The sequence below is a fragment of the Massilia atriviolacea genome (assembly GCF_003953935.1).
Taxonomy (GTDB): Bacteria; Pseudomonadota; Gammaproteobacteria; order Burkholderiales; family Burkholderiaceae_D; genus Telluria_A; species Telluria_A atriviolacea.
The window spans coordinates 78,940-92,550 of record NZ_RXLQ01000022.1; the positions used below are offsets into that span (position 1 = coordinate 78,940).

15 protein-coding genes and 1 pseudogene are annotated in these 13,611 nt (G+C 66.0%); 5 read left to right on the plus strand and 11 right to left on the minus strand.

Annotation, left to right across the window (positions count from 1 at the left end):
• Window positions 1–17: 17 nt before the first annotated feature.
• The 10 genes from gspK to gpmA form a co-directional block, all read right to left on the minus strand.
• Entirely contained in the window at window positions 18–1,067 is a 1,050-nt protein-coding gene (gene gspK, locus EJB06_RS28160; RefSeq protein ID WP_126077349.1) for a type II secretion system minor pseudopilin GspK, read from the minus strand.
• Window positions 1,067–1,738, minus strand: a complete 672-nt coding sequence (locus EJB06_RS28165) for a PulJ/GspJ family protein (protein ID WP_126077350.1) — start codon at window positions 1,736–1,738, stop codon at window positions 1,067–1,069. The genes gspK and EJB06_RS28165 overlap by 1 nt, the downstream gene beginning before the upstream one ends.
• On the minus strand, window positions 1,735–2,112 hold the full coding sequence (gspI, locus tag EJB06_RS28170; RefSeq protein WP_126077351.1) for a type II secretion system minor pseudopilin GspI: 378 nt from the start codon (window positions 2,110–2,112) through the stop codon (window positions 1,735–1,737). The genes EJB06_RS28165 and gspI overlap by 4 nt, the downstream gene beginning before the upstream one ends.
• A 3-nt stretch (window positions 2,113–2,115) precedes the next feature.
• Entirely contained in the window at window positions 2,116–2,586 is a 471-nt protein-coding gene (gene gspH / locus EJB06_RS28175; RefSeq protein WP_126077352.1) for a type II secretion system minor pseudopilin GspH, read from the minus strand.
• 24 nt (window positions 2,587–2,610) lie between these two features.
• Window positions 2,611–3,063 (minus strand): type II secretion system major pseudopilin GspG, encoded by a 453-nt coding sequence (gene gspG, locus EJB06_RS28180; protein WP_126077353.1) that lies wholly within the window; start codon window positions 3,061–3,063, stop codon window positions 2,611–2,613.
• A 342-nt stretch (window positions 3,064–3,405) separates the two neighbouring features.
• On the minus strand, window positions 3,406–5,526 hold the full coding sequence (locus EJB06_RS28185; protein WP_126077354.1) for an amidohydrolase family protein: 2,121 nt from the start codon (window positions 5,524–5,526) through the stop codon (window positions 3,406–3,408).
• Between the two features lie 163 nt (window positions 5,527–5,689).
• Complete coding sequence (locus tag EJB06_RS28190) at window positions 5,690–6,442, minus strand: HesA/MoeB/ThiF family protein (protein ID WP_126077355.1); 753 nt, start codon at window positions 6,440–6,442, stop codon at window positions 5,690–5,692.
• Window positions 6,443–6,458: 16 nt separating this feature from the next.
• Complete coding sequence (locus EJB06_RS28195) at window positions 6,459–7,952, minus strand: S41 family peptidase (RefSeq protein WP_126077356.1); 1,494 nt, start codon at window positions 7,950–7,952, stop codon at window positions 6,459–6,461.
• A gap of 22 nt (window positions 7,953–7,974) precedes the next feature.
• On the minus strand, window positions 7,975–9,474 hold the full coding sequence (locus tag EJB06_RS28200) for a murein hydrolase activator EnvC family protein (RefSeq protein ID WP_229427331.1): 1,500 nt from the start codon (window positions 9,472–9,474) through the stop codon (window positions 7,975–7,977).
• 3 nt (window positions 9,475–9,477) lie between these two features.
• Window positions 9,478–10,224, minus strand: coding sequence for a 2,3-diphosphoglycerate-dependent phosphoglycerate mutase (gene gpmA, locus EJB06_RS28205; RefSeq protein WP_126077357.1), 747 nt, complete (start codon window positions 10,222–10,224; stop codon window positions 9,478–9,480).
• Window positions 10,225–10,370: 146 nt separating this feature from the next.
• On the opposite strand from gpmA, the gene EJB06_RS28210 reads away from it, so the two are divergent.
• The 5 genes from EJB06_RS28210 (at window position 10,371) to EJB06_RS28230 (ending at window position 13,266) form a co-directional block, all read left to right on the plus strand.
• Window positions 10,371–10,772 carry a rhodanese-like domain-containing protein gene (locus tag EJB06_RS28210; protein WP_126077358.1) on the plus strand — a complete coding sequence of 134 codons (402 nt, stop codon included), beginning with the start codon at window positions 10,371–10,373 and terminating at the stop codon, window positions 10,770–10,772.
• Between the two features lie 13 nt (window positions 10,773–10,785).
• Complete coding sequence (grxC, locus tag EJB06_RS28215) at window positions 10,786–11,049, plus strand: glutaredoxin 3 (RefSeq protein ID WP_126077359.1); 264 nt, start codon at window positions 10,786–10,788, stop codon at window positions 11,047–11,049.
• Between the two features lie 148 nt (window positions 11,050–11,197).
• Entirely contained in the window at window positions 11,198–11,662 is a 465-nt protein-coding gene (gene secB, locus EJB06_RS28220) for a protein-export chaperone SecB (RefSeq protein ID WP_126077360.1), read from the plus strand.
• A gap of 114 nt (window positions 11,663–11,776) precedes the next feature.
• Window positions 11,777–12,220, plus strand: coding sequence for an SH3 domain-containing protein (locus EJB06_RS28225; RefSeq protein ID WP_126077361.1), 444 nt, complete (start codon window positions 11,777–11,779; stop codon window positions 12,218–12,220).
• A 5-nt stretch (window positions 12,221–12,225) separates the two neighbouring features.
• Entirely contained in the window at window positions 12,226–13,266 is a 1,041-nt protein-coding gene (locus EJB06_RS28230; RefSeq protein ID WP_126077362.1) for an NAD(P)H-dependent glycerol-3-phosphate dehydrogenase, read from the plus strand.
• Window positions 13,267–13,421: 155 nt separating this feature from the next.
• Here the strand turns inward: EJB06_RS28230 and EJB06_RS32080 are convergent.
• Window positions 13,422–13,611 (minus strand): annotated as a pseudogene (locus tag EJB06_RS32080) (DUF4351 domain-containing protein); the annotation flags it as partial.

Genomic DNA, 13,611 nt, shown 5'->3' on the forward strand with positions numbered 1-13,611 from the left:
CCATCTCGCTTTCGTTCTTAATTTTGCCGTACCCAGAGGGTCGTGGTCGTCACACGATCGTCCAGCCTGCGCTGGACCAGCGCTTCCGCATCGAGCGCGGCCCGGTCCAGGCGTATCCGGCTTTTCACCAGAAAAAATTCGCTTTTCACATCGAAGGTATTTTTCACCGGCACCTTGTCGTACAGCTGGCCGGTGAAATCGGACAACTGGCGATAGTAGGCCTGCTTGCGGCGCGCCACCAGCGCATTCGCTTCGGACAGCGAATAGCCGTCGACGATGGCGGCCAGCACTTCGGCCGGGGCGGTGTTGACGTTGACCTTGGTGCGCTCGGGCAGCACGATGGCGAAGTCGCGCAGCTTGTTGACGATCTCGACCGTGTAGCCGGGGATCGCCAGCAGGTCGTCGAGCTGGGTCAGGGCGATCGGCACGGTGCCGCTGGACACCGGCACCGGCACCGGCGGCTGGCCCGATTCGTCGGTCTCGGCCTTGCTGTCGGGGTTGGGCGGCTCGCCGTTGCTGCCCTTCTGTTCGTTGCCGGGAATTTGCGGCGCGGGCGGCAGGCCGGCCGAGGCCACCGCCAGCGCGGTGCGCTGCGCCAGCGCCGGATCGATCTGCAGGTTTTGCAGCAGGCGCTTGTAGACCCTGACCTGGCCCGGAATGATGGTGCGCCCGTCGGCCAGGTTGAGCAGGTTGTAGCGCGCGGTGGCGTCCGCGATCTGGCCCGACAGGGTGGCGTCGAAGACTTCGCCGGCGACCCGCTCGCGTTCGATGTACTGGTCGAGCCGGGTTTCGGCCAGCGGCGTGTTCCAGATCGCGGACAGGCTGGTATAACTGCGGTTGTCGATGCCGTCCTGGCGCAGCACCAGGCGCGCCCAGTCGAGCGCGCCGCGCAGGATCCACTTGGTCTGCAGGTGCAGGCGCTGGTTTTCCATCGAGCGCACCTGGACCTGCTGCTGCCAGAACAGGCTGGCGACGATGGTCACCGACAGCATGGTCAGCAGCAGGGCCGTGATGATGGCCACGCCCTGCTGGCGGCGCCGGAACAGATACGGGCCAGGCCGGCGCATCACATGCCCCCCAGCAGGAAGGACTTGGTCATCACGGCCGCCACATTGTCGACCTGCAGCTGCACCTGCAGCCCGGTCGGCGCCAGGCTGGGCGCGGGGACCTGGACCAGCGACTGCTGCTGCGTGACGCTGACCGGCTGCGCCACCGGCTGGGTGTTCTGGCGCCAGCCATTGTTTTCCCAGCTCATGATCTGCATCGCGCTCACGCCCGATTGCAGGGTCACCGCCGGGCTGGTGTCGGCATTGCTGATGGCGGCCTGCCACATCACGTCGAGCTGGACCAGGTCGCGCGTGCCATTGCTTTCGCGCCGCGTCAGCATGCGCTCGACCACGCGGTAAGTGACCACTTGCATGCGCGCCGCGTCGTTTTCGTTGTGGACGCTGCGCACCAGGGTCAGGCGGTCGGGGGCGGACAGCAGATAGGGACGGCCCTGCAGCAGGCTGGGCGGGGCCAGGTGCTCGCAGTCGCTCTGCATCTGGGCGAAGGCGAGCTGCATGCCGCGCGCCGATTCGAGCTGGGCGGTGAGCGCTTCGCGCGCGCGCACGATGCTGTCCAGGCCGCGGTAGCCGAGCACCGCCACGATGGCCAGGATACTGATCGCCACCAGCAGTTCAACCAGGGTGAAACCACGCTGCCGCTGCCGCCGTTGTCGCCGTCCGATCCGCCTCATTCGTTGAGCACCAGTTGGACCAGCTTGATGATGCGGCGTTCCGGATTGGCGCTGTCGAACACGCTGACCTCGACCCGGCGCAGGCGCGGATTCGGGCTGGCCAGCACTTCTTCCTGGCACAGCAGCTTGAGGTCGCCCTGCGGGCATTCGTAACTGTTCTTGCCGATCGAGGGATATTGCCTGGCCAGGCGGATCTGGACCAGCCGGTTTTCGGCCGACCAGGTGGCCATCATGGCGGCGCGCAGGCCGGCGCTGTTGGAAGTGAGGCTGCCCACCGCGCGCAGCGAGGCGCCCAGCGCGGTGCCGATGATGACGAGCGCCACCAGCACTTCGAGCAGGGTAAAGCCGGACTGTTTGTTGTGTGGCAAGCGCATGGTTTATTCAACGACAAAGTGACCGATACCGTCGGCCCGGATGGCGACCCGGTCGTCGCCGATCGCCAGGGTCAGGACAAACGGCTTGTCGACCGGTTCGCGCCCGAAGGTGATGCGCACCGGCCCGCCGCCCACCGACACCGGCGGGTCGAGCAGCAGCTGCACCGGCGCGCCCTTGAAGGGCCGCTCGCGCAGCAGGTCGTCGCGCGTGACCGGTTCCCACACCGCTTCGTTACGCACCAGGAAGCGATAGCGCTCGGTGTCGGCTTCGAAGGCCACCAGGCGGTTGCGCACGATGGCTTCGTCGCGCGCCAGTTGCAGCAGCAAGGCCAGGCGGCGCGCCTCGTTTTCGAGGTTCTGGCGCGGGCTCGGCATGGCGTTGATCGACACCATGCCCAGCACGATACCCATGATCACCATCACGACCATCACCTCGATCAGGGTGAAGCCGCGCCTGGCGCGCACTGCCTGCATGGCCTTCAAGACAGCCGGCCCGGCTTACTGGTCCCAGGAACCGATGTCGGCATCGTCGCCGGTACCGCCCGGCATGCCGTCGGCGCCCAGCGAAAACACGTCGACCTCGCCCTGCACGCCGGGCGAGAGGAACTGGTACGGGTTGCCCCATGGATCCTTGGGCAGCTTGTCGATGTAGCCGCCCGACTTCCAGCCGTTGGCGGTCGGGCCGTTGGTCGGCTTGGCCACCAGCGCGCTCAGGCTTTGTTCGGTGGTCGGATAGCGCTGGTTGTCCAGCTTGTACAGCTTGAGGGCCTGGTTCAGGCTGGCGATATCGCTCTTGGCGGCGGTGATGCGCGCCTCCACGGTGCGGCTGAGCAGCTTCGGCACCACCAGCGCGCCGAGCACGCCGATGATGACCACCACCACCATGATTTCAACGAGGGTAAAGCCACGCGCGGCGCGCTGGCGGAGAGTACGGTGTGCAGCGAGTTTCATAGTCAGTCAGTGTGAAGTTCTACGATGAAGTCGGAGTATAAGGCCAATAAGGCCCGCCGTCGCTATACAACTGCGGGCTATTTTGCGTCATCTCACCGTCATAATTGCGCGGGTGAAATCTTAAGTTGCAGGACGTCATACAAGTTACTTTGGAACGCGGTGCGAAGAGCGCCACCGCGTCCGTGGACGGCATGATTGTAAGCCAGTGCGGCGGCGCTTTCCAATGATGGACGAATCGACAGCGCCGCCGCGCACTGGCGCATCTCCGGCGCATCTCCGGCGCATCTCCGGCGCATCTCCGGCTCATCTTCGGCGCAACGAAGGTGCTGAGTGAGACCGTGCTTAGTGATGGTGCCTGGCGCTGCTGCCGGACAGGCGATGCAGGGCGCCGTCGTTGCCGCCGTCGGCCAGGTTGCTCGACACCGGCGCCAGCGCTTTGACCATCGGCGCATCCTTGACGAAGGGGACGATGCCGAGGGCCTTGTCGACTTCATGCGGGTAGACCACGTAACCGCGCGTGATCACCGCCGCCACCTTGCGGATGTCGCCGATCTGCCTGGTCGGGTCGCCGTCGACCAGCACCAGGTCGGCCAGCTTGCCTTGGGTCACCGTGCCACGGTCGGCCAGGGTGCGCGTGTAGCGCGCCCCGTTCAGGGTCGCGACCTGGATCGCCTGGGCCGGCGTGAGGCCGGCCTTGACCAGCAGTTCCAGCTCGGCCTGCAGGGTGAAGCCGGCCATTTCGTCGGTGCCGGCCACGATCGGCACGCCCGCCCGGTACAGGCGGCCGACGAAGTCGACCATCTTGGCGTAGGATTTTTCGTAGCGCTTCTGGGCCGCTTCGTCGGCGATCTTCATGGTACCGACGTGAAAGCCGCGCTTCACATCGGGCGGCATATGGTCGGCCACGGCCGCGAAGGGCTCGTTCAGGTCGCCGTCGCGCTGCTTCAGGAAGGCGAAGGTGGCCAGGGTCGGGTCGATCACGATCTGCCTGGCTTTCAGGCGCGCGATGAATTGCTTGACGCGGGGCGACTCGAAGTCCAGGTCCGCCACTTTTTCGGACGGCAGGATGAAGCGTTCCAGGGTGCGGGTTTCGGTGTCCGGCGTGGCCAGGAAGTTCAGCATGACCTGGTTGATGTGCTGGATTTCATCGTAGCCGGCGTCCAGCGCTTCGTGCGCGCGCAGGCCGACCGGGACGTGGCCCGACACGCGCAGGCCGCGCAGGTGGGCGTAGGCCACGGTCTCCTTCAGGATCGCCTTGGGGAAGGAATTGTAGATCTTCAGCTGCGGATAGCCGTGTTCGGCGTACCAGTCGATCGCATTCCTGGCGGCCGGCAGGTCCTTGACCACGAAGCCGCCGTTCGAGGAGAACGGGCTTTCGCCTTCCAGGAAGCCGGTCGGCACCACTTGCGGCGAGAGCAGGCGGCCGTCGGCGACTTCGTCGAGGATCTGCTGCAACTGGGCGTTATCGTTGCCCATGTCGCGCACCGTGGTGACGCCGGCGGCCAGGTTCAGGCCGCCGTCCCAGCGGCCCACGTGGCCGTGCATGTCGAACAGGCCGGGCAGCATGATGCGGCCGGCGGCATCGATCTCGTTGACGGCGCCGCGCACGGGCGAGCCGGCCGGCAGGATCGCGCTGATGCGTCCGCGCAGCACGTAGACGTCGGACGGCGCGCCGACGGTGGCTTTTTCGCTGTCGAAGATGCGCGCGTTCCTGACCACGGTCAGGCCGCTCAGCTTGTGCTGGAGCTGGCCGGCGAGGTCGGTCAGCATCTTGCTTTCGGCGCGTTTCTGGCGTTCGGCCAGCACCTTGCCGACCTCGTTCCAGCCTTCTTCGGCGGCGGTCATGAAGCCGGGGATGACCACGGCGAACAGGCGCGGCTTGGCGTCGGTGGTGGCCCAGTAGAACTGCGGCGACATGCCCAGGCCGGTCTGGGCGAACAGCTGCACCTTGCGCGTCTGGCCCTTGGCGGAGACCTCCACTTCATCGAGCTTGCGCTGGGTCAGGGTGCCGGAAGGCAGCAGCGGCAGGCTGCCCGTGGGGCTGGCGGCCAGCGCGGCGATGGCGATCGAGGCCATTTCGGCCGAGCCGTTCAGGGGCACGTACATGGCCGGGCCGCTGATGGTTTTCTGGCCTTTTTCGGAGGTCGATTTCCAGCTTGCCTGGTCGCCCTTGCGTTCGAAGCGGTCGTCCACCACCGCGCCGTAGGTCGAGTTGCCCTTGACCGTGTACTCGCTCATGGTGCCGTCGGCGCCCAGGCGGAACTGTTCGCTCAGCTCGGGGCCGCGCCCGTTGTCCTTGTAGATGAAGCGCACGCGGGTGAGGCCATCGTCGTCGCGCTCGACGACCTGTTCACCGATGCGCTTGCCGTTTTCGGCGTGCATTTCATAGCGGATGGTCTGGGTGGCGGCATGCGCCGACCAGCTCAGGGCGGCGGCGACAGCGAGGACGAGCGGACGTTTCATGTGATGCATCTCCCTGGACGGAACGTTAGATATTATGCTGGGTCGCAAGAATAGCACGGGTCCGTACGGTCGAGAGCAATGTCAGAAAGACAAATGCACAAATGACTATGTTGAGGGGTCGACAGGGGCGTCAAGCGCCAACCCTCGCGCTACGAACGATGCGCTAGTGCGCGCACCCGCATACCGGGCAGCCCGCATTGCGCGCCACGCCGATGCTGGTCCATTCCATGGCGCGCCCGTCGAGCAGCAGCAGGCGTCCGGCCAGCGACTGGCCGATGCGCATCACCAGCTTGAGCGCCTCGGCCGCCTGCATCGCGCCGACCACGCCCACCAGCGGCGCGAACACGCCCATGGTGCTGCAGGCCACGTCCTCGAAGCGCTGGTCTTGCGGGAACAGGCAGCTGTAGCAGGGCGAATCGCCGCGGCGCGGATCGAACACGCTGATCTGGCCGTCGAAGCGGATCACCGCGCCCGACACCAGCGGCACCTTGCGCGCCACGCAGGCCCGGTTCACCGCGTGGCGCGTGGCGAAGTTGTCGCTGCAATCGAGCACCACCGAGGCCTGCCCGACCAGCTCGGCCAGGCGGGCATCGGCGGCGCGCTCGCGCAAGGCCACCACCTCGATCCCGGGATTAATTGCCAGCAGCGCCGCGCGGCCGGAGTCGGCCTTGGGCTGCCCCACCCGTTCGGTGGTATGCAGGATCTGGCGCTGCAGGTTGGTCAGGTCGACCTCGTCATCGTCGATCAGCACGATGCGCCCGATCCCGGCCGAGGCCAGGTACAGGGCCGCCGGCGAACCGAGCCCGCCGGCGCCGATCACGAGCGCGCTCGCCGCCAGCGCCCGCTGCTGGCCTTCGATGCCGATCTCATCGAGCAGGATGTGGCGCGAATAGCGCAGCAGCTGGTCGTCGTTCATCGCGTGTTCCGATGCATTACTTCTTGTCGCCCTTGTTCAGTTCGGGCGGTTTGACGTCCGGCGCCGGCTTGACGGCCGCCTTGTCCTTCGCCTTGTCGGCTTCCTTGTCGTGCACCGGCTCGACCTTGGACAGCTTGACCGGCAAGCCCTTGAACTGGTTCAGGGCCTGGGCCAGCTGGAAGTCGTCCTTGCTGCCGAATTCGAGCGGCTTGCGGCTCTTGGCCAAGGCTTGCGCGCGCTGGTCTTCTTCCAGCTCGTCGCGGCGCGCCTTGCCCGGATCGACGCTGTCCTTGCCGCTGCCGTCGGACAGGTGCTTCTCCAGGTCGGCTTCGCGCACGCGCAGGCTGTTCAAGCCGTCGCCCTCGGCGCTTTCGTCGACCATGATGTCGGGCACGATGCCCTTGGCCTGGATCGAGCGCCCGTTCGGGGTGAAGTAGCGCGCGGTGGTCAGCTTGACGGCGGTATCCTTGGTCAGCGGGCGCAGGGTCTGGACCGAGCCCTTGCCGAAGGTCTGGGTGCCCATGATGATGGCGCGCTTGTAGTCCTGCAGGGCGCCGGCCACGATTTCGGAGGCCGAGGCGGAACCGGTGTTGACCAGCACGATGACCGGCACGTTCTTCAGCGCGGCCGGCAATTTGGCGAGCGGGTCGGCGCCGCTGCGCGAGGCGTAGAATTCGCGCCGGCCGTAGAACACTTCGTTCGAATCGCGGCGCTGGCCGGCGGTCGAGACGATCGGCTTGTCATGCGGCAGGAAGGCGGCCGAGACGCCGATCGCGCCCGGCAGCAAGCCGCCCGGATCGTTGCGCAAGTCCAGCACCAGGCCCTTGAGCTTGGGGTCCTGGGCGTACAGGGCGTTGACCTTCTTGACCATGTCGTCCACGGTCTGTTCCTGGAACTGGCTGATGCGCAGCCAGCCGTAGCCGGGTTCGACCATCCTGGCCTTGACGCTCTGGACGCGGATTTCTTCGCGCACCAGCGGCACGATCCAGGGCATGTCGTCGCCCTTGCGCGCGATGGTCAGCACCACCTTGCTTTTCGGCTCGCCGCGCATTTTCTTGATCGCTTCGTCCAGCGACAGGCCCTTGATCGGGGTGCTGTCGATGCGGGTGATCAGGTCGCCCGCCTTGATGCCGGCGCGGAAGGCCGGCGAATCTTCGATCGGGGTGACGATCTTGACGTAGCCTTCTTCCATGGCCACTTCGATGCCGAGGCCGACGAAACGGCCCTGCATGCTTTCCTGCATTTCGCGCAGGGCTTTCTTGTCGAGGTAGACCGAGTGCGGGTCGAGCGAGGCGACCATGCCGGTGATGGCTTCGGAGAGCAGCTTGCGGTCTTCGACCGGCTCGACGTAGTCGGTCTTGATGAGGCCGAAGACATCGGTGAGCTGGCGCAACTCGTCGAGCGGCAGGGGCGCGCTGCCGGGTTTTTGCGCCATGGCCGAAAACTGGAAGGACGCGGCCACGCCGGCCACCATGCCAATGCCGATCAGGCCGATACTTTTGACTTTCATTCTTCTACCTATAGTAATACCGTCAGAAATTCACCCAGCCCGCCGGATCGACTGCCGCACCCTTGTGCCTGATTTCAAAGTATAGCCCCGATTCCTCGTTACCGCCGGTGTTTCCCGCGCTGGCGATCGGGTCGCCGCCTTTGACGGCGTCGCCCTCCCGTTTCAACAGCGCCTGGTTGTTACCGTAGATCGAGAGGTATTCGCTGCCGTGGTCGACCAGGATCAGGTTGCCGAAGCCGCGCATCCAGCGCGCGAACACCACCCGTCCGCCTGCCACGGCGCGCACTTCGCTGCCTTCCTCGGCCTTGATGAACATGCCTTTCCAGCTCGGTCCGCTGCCGCGCTTGGCGCCGAAACGGGCCGCCAGCCTGCCGCTGACCGGGGCCCGCAGCTTGCCGCGCAGGCTGGCAAACGCGCCTTCCGGCATGGCCGGGGCCAGCGCGATATCGGGCTTGCGCGGCGGCGCCGGTTCCGGTTTCTCGGGGACCTGGGCCGTCACGGGCGGCTCGTCGTCGTCGATCGGCGCCATCGGGACCGGGACCGGCACCGGCGGGGGGGTCTTGGCGCCGGTGCGCGGATCGACCTTGGGCGGCTTGTTGGCCGCTTCGCGCGCCAGCCGTTCGCGCTCGCGCTCGCGTTCGGCGCGGCGTTCGGCCTTCTTGGCCGCCGCCAGCACCCGGGCTTGCTCGGCGGCCTTGGCGCGCGCCGCGGCCAGCGCTTCCTGGCGCCGTTGCTCGGCGGCGGCCGCTTCGGCCTGTTCCTTGATCAGTTTGGACAGTTTGTCGACCAGCCCGGCCATGCGCTGTTCGTCGCGCTCCAGGCTGCCGATTTCCTTGCGCTGCTCGGCCAGCCGCACCGACAGCGAGCCGAGCAAGGCGGCGCGGCGCGCCTTTTCCTTCTCCAGCACGGCTTTCTGCTCGCGCTCTTCCTGGGCGATTTCGTTGAGTTCCTCGCGCGCGTTTTCGGCCTTGTCGCGGTTGCTGGCGACGGCGGCCAGGTTGCCGTGCAAGGATCCGAGCAGCCTGGCCTGGGCTTTCGACACATAGGCCATCAGCTGCAGGTCGCGGTTGATGCGGTTCGGATTGTCGCCCGAGAGCAGCAGTTTGATCCGGTCTTCGTTACCGGCAACGTATTGCTCGCGCAAGAGGCGCGACAGTTGCTGTTTCTGGCTGACGATGGTGGCCGCCAGCTGCTCCTGCGAGGCGGCCAGTTCGGCCACGGTGGCATTCGTCTCGCTCTGTTCGCTGGCGAGGTCGCGCAGCACGCGGTTGGCGTCGGAAATGGCTTCCTCGGATTCGGCCAGGGTATCGGCCGCATCCTCGCGCTCGCTTTCGGTCTTGCTGACTTCGCGCTTGAGTTCGGCCAGCTTTTGCTGGATGCCGGCGCGCGTCTTCTCCGCCAGCACTTTCTGCTTGCTGCGCTCGGTCTGGCGGGGAGCGGGCGCCGGAGCGGCGCCGCACGTGGCGACGGCCAGCAGCGCGCACAGCGCTCCGGCCGCTAACTGCTTGAACTGGAAAGACAAAACTTACTTGGCCTTCCCTTGATTGGCCACGGCCGCGACGGCGGCGGCGATGGCGTCCTGGTCGCCCAGGTAGTAGTGGCGGATCGGCTTCAGGTCGGCGTCGAGCTCGTACACCAGCGGCTGGCCGTTGGGGATGTTGAGGCCGACGATGTCTTCATCGCTGATGCCGTCGAGCATCTTGATCAGGGCGCGCAGGCTGTTGCCGTGGGCCGAAATCAGGATTTTCTTGCCGGCGCGGATGGCCGGGGCGATTTCCTCATCCCACACCGGCATCACGCGCGCCACGGTGTCTTTCAGGCATTCGGTCAGGGGAATGCTGTCCTTCGGCACGCCGGCGTAGCGCGGGTCGGCGAAGGAGGTGCGCTCGTCGGACGCGTCCAGCGCCGGCGGCGGGGTGTCGTAGCTGCGGCGCCAGACCAATACCTGGGCGTCGCCGTACTTGGCGGCGGTTTCGCCTTTGTCCAGGCCTTGCAGGGCGCCGTAGTGACGCTCGTTGAGGCGCCAGTCGTTCTTGATCGGCAGCCACATCATGTCCATATCGTCGAGCGCCAGCCACAGCGTGCGGATGGCGCGCTTGAGCACCGAGGTGTAGGCCACGTCGAAGCTGAAGCCGGCTTCCTTGAGCACCTGGCCGGCGCTGCGCGCTTCGCGCACGCCTTTTTCGGTCAGGTCGACGTCGGTCCAGCCGGTGAAGCGGTTTTCAAGGTTCCAGGTGGATTCGCCGTGGCGCATGAAGACAATTTTGTACATAAGCAATTTTCAAGAAGGTGGTGGAAGGGAAACCGATACGAAAAATGTGCGTGCAAGGTGCAGGCTACAAGCCGGCGAAGCCGAAGTTATAGCAGATCCGGCTTCTATTTTATAATGCGCGGATTGTCCTAAACCATTGGAACCCCGTGAAATTCATTATTGACCATATTTTTATCGTCAGCATCGTCGTGCTGTCGGGCGGCGCCCTGCTCTGGCCGGCGCTGCAACCACGCGGCAAACGTGCTTCCTCGCTCCAGGTGACCCAACTGATCAACCGCGGCAAGACCGTGCTGGTGGACGTGCGCACGGCGGAAGAGTTTGCAAACGGGCATTTGCGCGACGCGAAAAACATTCCGCTGGCAGACTTGTCGTCCCGCATCGCCGAGCTCGACAAGGCGAAAAGCAAAACCGTCATCGTCGTGTGCCAGACCGGCGCGCGCGCCGACAAGGCCATCAAGATCCTCGAAGCGGCGGGCTTTACCGACGTGTTCAGCCTCGATGGTGGCCAGACCGCATGGCAGGCCGCTGGCTTGCCGATTGCAAAGTGAGAAAGGAAACACCATGACAGCCCATGTAGTGCTCTACCATACCGCCTCCTGCCCGTATTGCGTGCGCGCCGAGCGCCTGCTCGAAGCGAAGGGCGTGACCGACATCGAAAAGATCCGCGTCGACCTCGACCCGGAACAAAAGGTGGTGATGATGAACAAGACCGGCCGCCGCACCGTGCCCCAGATTTACGTGGGCGAGACGCATGTCGGCGGATTCGACGATTTATATGCGCTGGATCAACAAGGACGCCTCGATCCCTTGTTAAAAGGGCTTTGATCGGCATATAGTCCGGGATTACCGCTAATCGATTGCGCAAAACTATTTCAAGCCGTATGATTTTGCTACAATTGCCGTCGCGTTTGAAGTCCAAGCACAGTGGGAACGGCGTGTCGCCGTTCTGTTAATTTCTCAACGAAAGCGTTCCATGTCTGACGAAAATCTGCAACCCGTATTCCAAATCCAACGCGTCTACCTGAAAGACATGTCGCTGGAACAGCCGAATTCCCCGGCCATCTTCCTGGAACAAGAAGCGCCGTCGATCGAAGTGTCGCTGGACGTTGGCGCCGAAGCCATCGCCGACGGCATCTACGAGTCGACCGTCACCATCACCGTGACCGCCAAGGTCAAGGACAAGGTTGCATTCCTGGTTGAAGGCAAGCAAGCTGGTATCTTCGAAGCGCGCAACATTCCTGCGGACCAGATGGATCCGCTGCTGGGAATCGGTTGCCCGAACATCGTTTACCCTTACCTGCGCGGCAACATCGCCGACGTGATCACCCGTGCCGGCTTCCCGCCTGTGCACCTGGCTGAAATCAATTTCGAAGTGTTCTACCAGCAGCGTCGTCAGGCGCTGGCTGAAGCAGGCGCAGCAGACACCGCAGCACACTAAGCACGACCGCAGGGTGGCCAGGCCGCCCGCGCGCACCAGCGGCGCGCGGGTCCTGTTCCGGGCTCCCGCCACTGGCGGCCGCCTACCCTGCATTCTCACGGCGAAGGCCACGCAATGACAATTCCCCGCTTTCTCCTCAGTGCCGCATTCGTGCTGGCCTCGTCCTGCGCGCACGCCCTCGAATTCAAGAGCGTCGGCGCGGCCAGCCTGATCCTGTATGACGCACCGTCGCTCAAGGGCGCCAAGCTGTTCATCGCGCCGCGCGGCATGCCGGTCGAAGTCGTGCTCACCTATGGCGAATGGGTCAAGCTGCGCGATGTCGCCGGCGACCTGGCCTGGGCCGAAGCCAAGTCGCTCAGCGCGCGCCGCACGGTGGTGGTGCGCAACGCGAATGCCAAGGTGCGCAGCGCGGCCGACGGCGACGCCAATCCGGTCATGAGCGCCGACAAGGGCGTGCTGCTCGACCTGGTCGATGCACCGGCGTCGAGCTGGATCAAGGTGCGCCATCGTGACGGCATCACCGGCTATATGCGCGCTTCCGACGTATGGGGCATCTGAGCCCCATGCCGACCAGCCCGCACAAGGTTTCACCCCGCAAGATTACCGTCCTGGGCGCCGGCGCCTGGGGCAGCGCCGTGGCGATCGCGCTCGCGGCGCGCCATGATGTGCTGATGTGGGGCCGCAATGGCCCCGCCATGGATGCCATGGCGGCCGAGCGCGAGAACCGCGCCTACCTGCCCGGCTGCGCCTTTCCGCCCGGCCTGCGGGTCACGGCCGACTTCGACGCCGCTCTGTCGCATGTGCTCGCCACACCCGAGGAGGACGCGCCGCTGCTGATCGCGGCCTGTCCGGTGGCGGGCTTGCGGCCGCTGCTGCTGCAACTCAAAGCGCATGCCATTTCGCATATCGTCTGGCTATGCAAGGGCTTCGAAGGCGATACCGGCCTGTTGCCGCACCAGGTGGTGGCGGAAGTGCTGGGCGCCGGCGTGGCGGGCGGCGCCTTGTCGGGGCCGTCGTTCGCGCAGGAAGTGGCGCGCGGCTTGCCGTGCGCGCTGACGGTGGCCTCGCGCTCGGAGCCGCTGCGCGAGCGGGTCGTTTCCGCCGTCCATGGCGGCAATATCCGCGTGTATTCCTGCGACGACCTGGTCGGCGTGGAAGTGGGCGGCGCGGTCAAGAACGTGCTGGCGATCGCCACCGGCGTGGCCGACGGGCTGGGCCTGGGCCTGAATGCGCGCGCGGCCCTGATCACGCGCGGCCTGGCCGAGATTACCCGCCTGGGCATGGCGCTGGGCGGCGTGCCCGGCACCTTCATGGGACTGACCGGCATGGGCGACCTGATCCTGACCTGCACGGGCGACCTGTCGCGCAACCGCCGCGTCGGCCTCGGCCTGGCGCAGGGCAAGGCGCTGGCAAGCATCGTGGCCGAACTCGGGCATGTGGCCGAAGGCGTGCCGTGCGCGAAGGCGGTACGGGCGCTGGCGCACAAGCTGGGGGTGGACATGCCGATCACGAATGCGGTGGCGGGCGTGCTGTTCGATGGCGGCACACCGCAGGCGATGCTGGCGCAATTGCTGGCGCGCGATCCGCGCGATGAATTGAGCTGAGCGCGCTATCACCCGCCGCAGGCCTGCCCTGCCGGGCGGGTGCACGCCGCAGCACGGTACAGACAAGGGCGTACAGACAAGGGCGTACAGACAAGGGCGGCCAGCGCTGCGCTGCGGCCGTGCCTGGCCACAATGGCGGGTTGGCTGCCGCCAGATCAGCCGCACGCGCCCGGCGCGGTATCGCCGCCGAAGACCGCATCCACGCCTGGCGCGTCGAGGACGCGCTCGCACCACTGTTCCAGTTGCGCCTGCGTGGCCGTGGCGATGCGCTGCGCCGCCGGTTCGGGCAGGTCGCCGAAGCGCTTGCGCAGCAGTTTGTCCAGCACGCCACGCAGTGCTGCGACT

Bases quoted from the DNA above. Each gene is read 5' to 3' on its own strand.
- gspK (WP_126077349.1), bottom strand. From the start codon at position 1,067: ATGCGCCGGCCTGGCCCGTATCTGTTCCGGCGCCGCCAGCAGGGCGTG.
- EJB06_RS28165 (WP_126077350.1), bottom strand. From the start codon at position 1,738: ATGAGGCGGATCGGACGGCGACAACGGCGGCAGCGGCAGCGTGGTTTC.
- gspI (WP_126077351.1), bottom strand. From the start codon at position 2,112: ATGCGCTTGCCACACAACAAACAGTCCGGCTTTACCCTGCTCGAAGTG.
- gspH (WP_126077352.1), bottom strand. From the start codon at position 2,586: ATGCAGGCAGTGCGCGCCAGGCGCGGCTTCACCCTGATCGAGGTGATG.
- gspG (WP_126077353.1), bottom strand. From the start codon at position 3,063: ATGAAACTCGCTGCACACCGTACTCTCCGCCAGCGCGCCGCGCGTGGC.
- EJB06_RS28185 (WP_126077354.1), bottom strand. From the start codon at position 5,526: ATGAAACGTCCGCTCGTCCTCGCTGTCGCCGCCGCCCTGAGCTGGTCG.
- EJB06_RS28190 (WP_126077355.1), bottom strand. From the start codon at position 6,442: ATGAACGACGACCAGCTGCTGCGCTATTCGCGCCACATCCTGCTCGAT.
- EJB06_RS28195 (WP_126077356.1), bottom strand. From the start codon at position 7,952: ATGAAAGTCAAAAGTATCGGCCTGATCGGCATTGGCATGGTGGCCGGC.
- gpmA (WP_126077357.1), bottom strand. From the start codon at position 10,224: ATGTACAAAATTGTCTTCATGCGCCACGGCGAATCCACCTGGAACCTT.
- grxC (WP_126077359.1), top strand. From the start codon at position 10,786: ATGACAGCCCATGTAGTGCTCTACCATACCGCCTCCTGCCCGTATTGC.
- secB (WP_126077360.1), top strand. From the start codon at position 11,198: ATGTCTGACGAAAATCTGCAACCCGTATTCCAAATCCAACGCGTCTAC.
- EJB06_RS28225 (WP_126077361.1), top strand. From the start codon at position 11,777: ATGACAATTCCCCGCTTTCTCCTCAGTGCCGCATTCGTGCTGGCCTCG.
- EJB06_RS28230 (WP_126077362.1), top strand. From the start codon at position 12,226: ATGCCGACCAGCCCGCACAAGGTTTCACCCCGCAAGATTACCGTCCTG.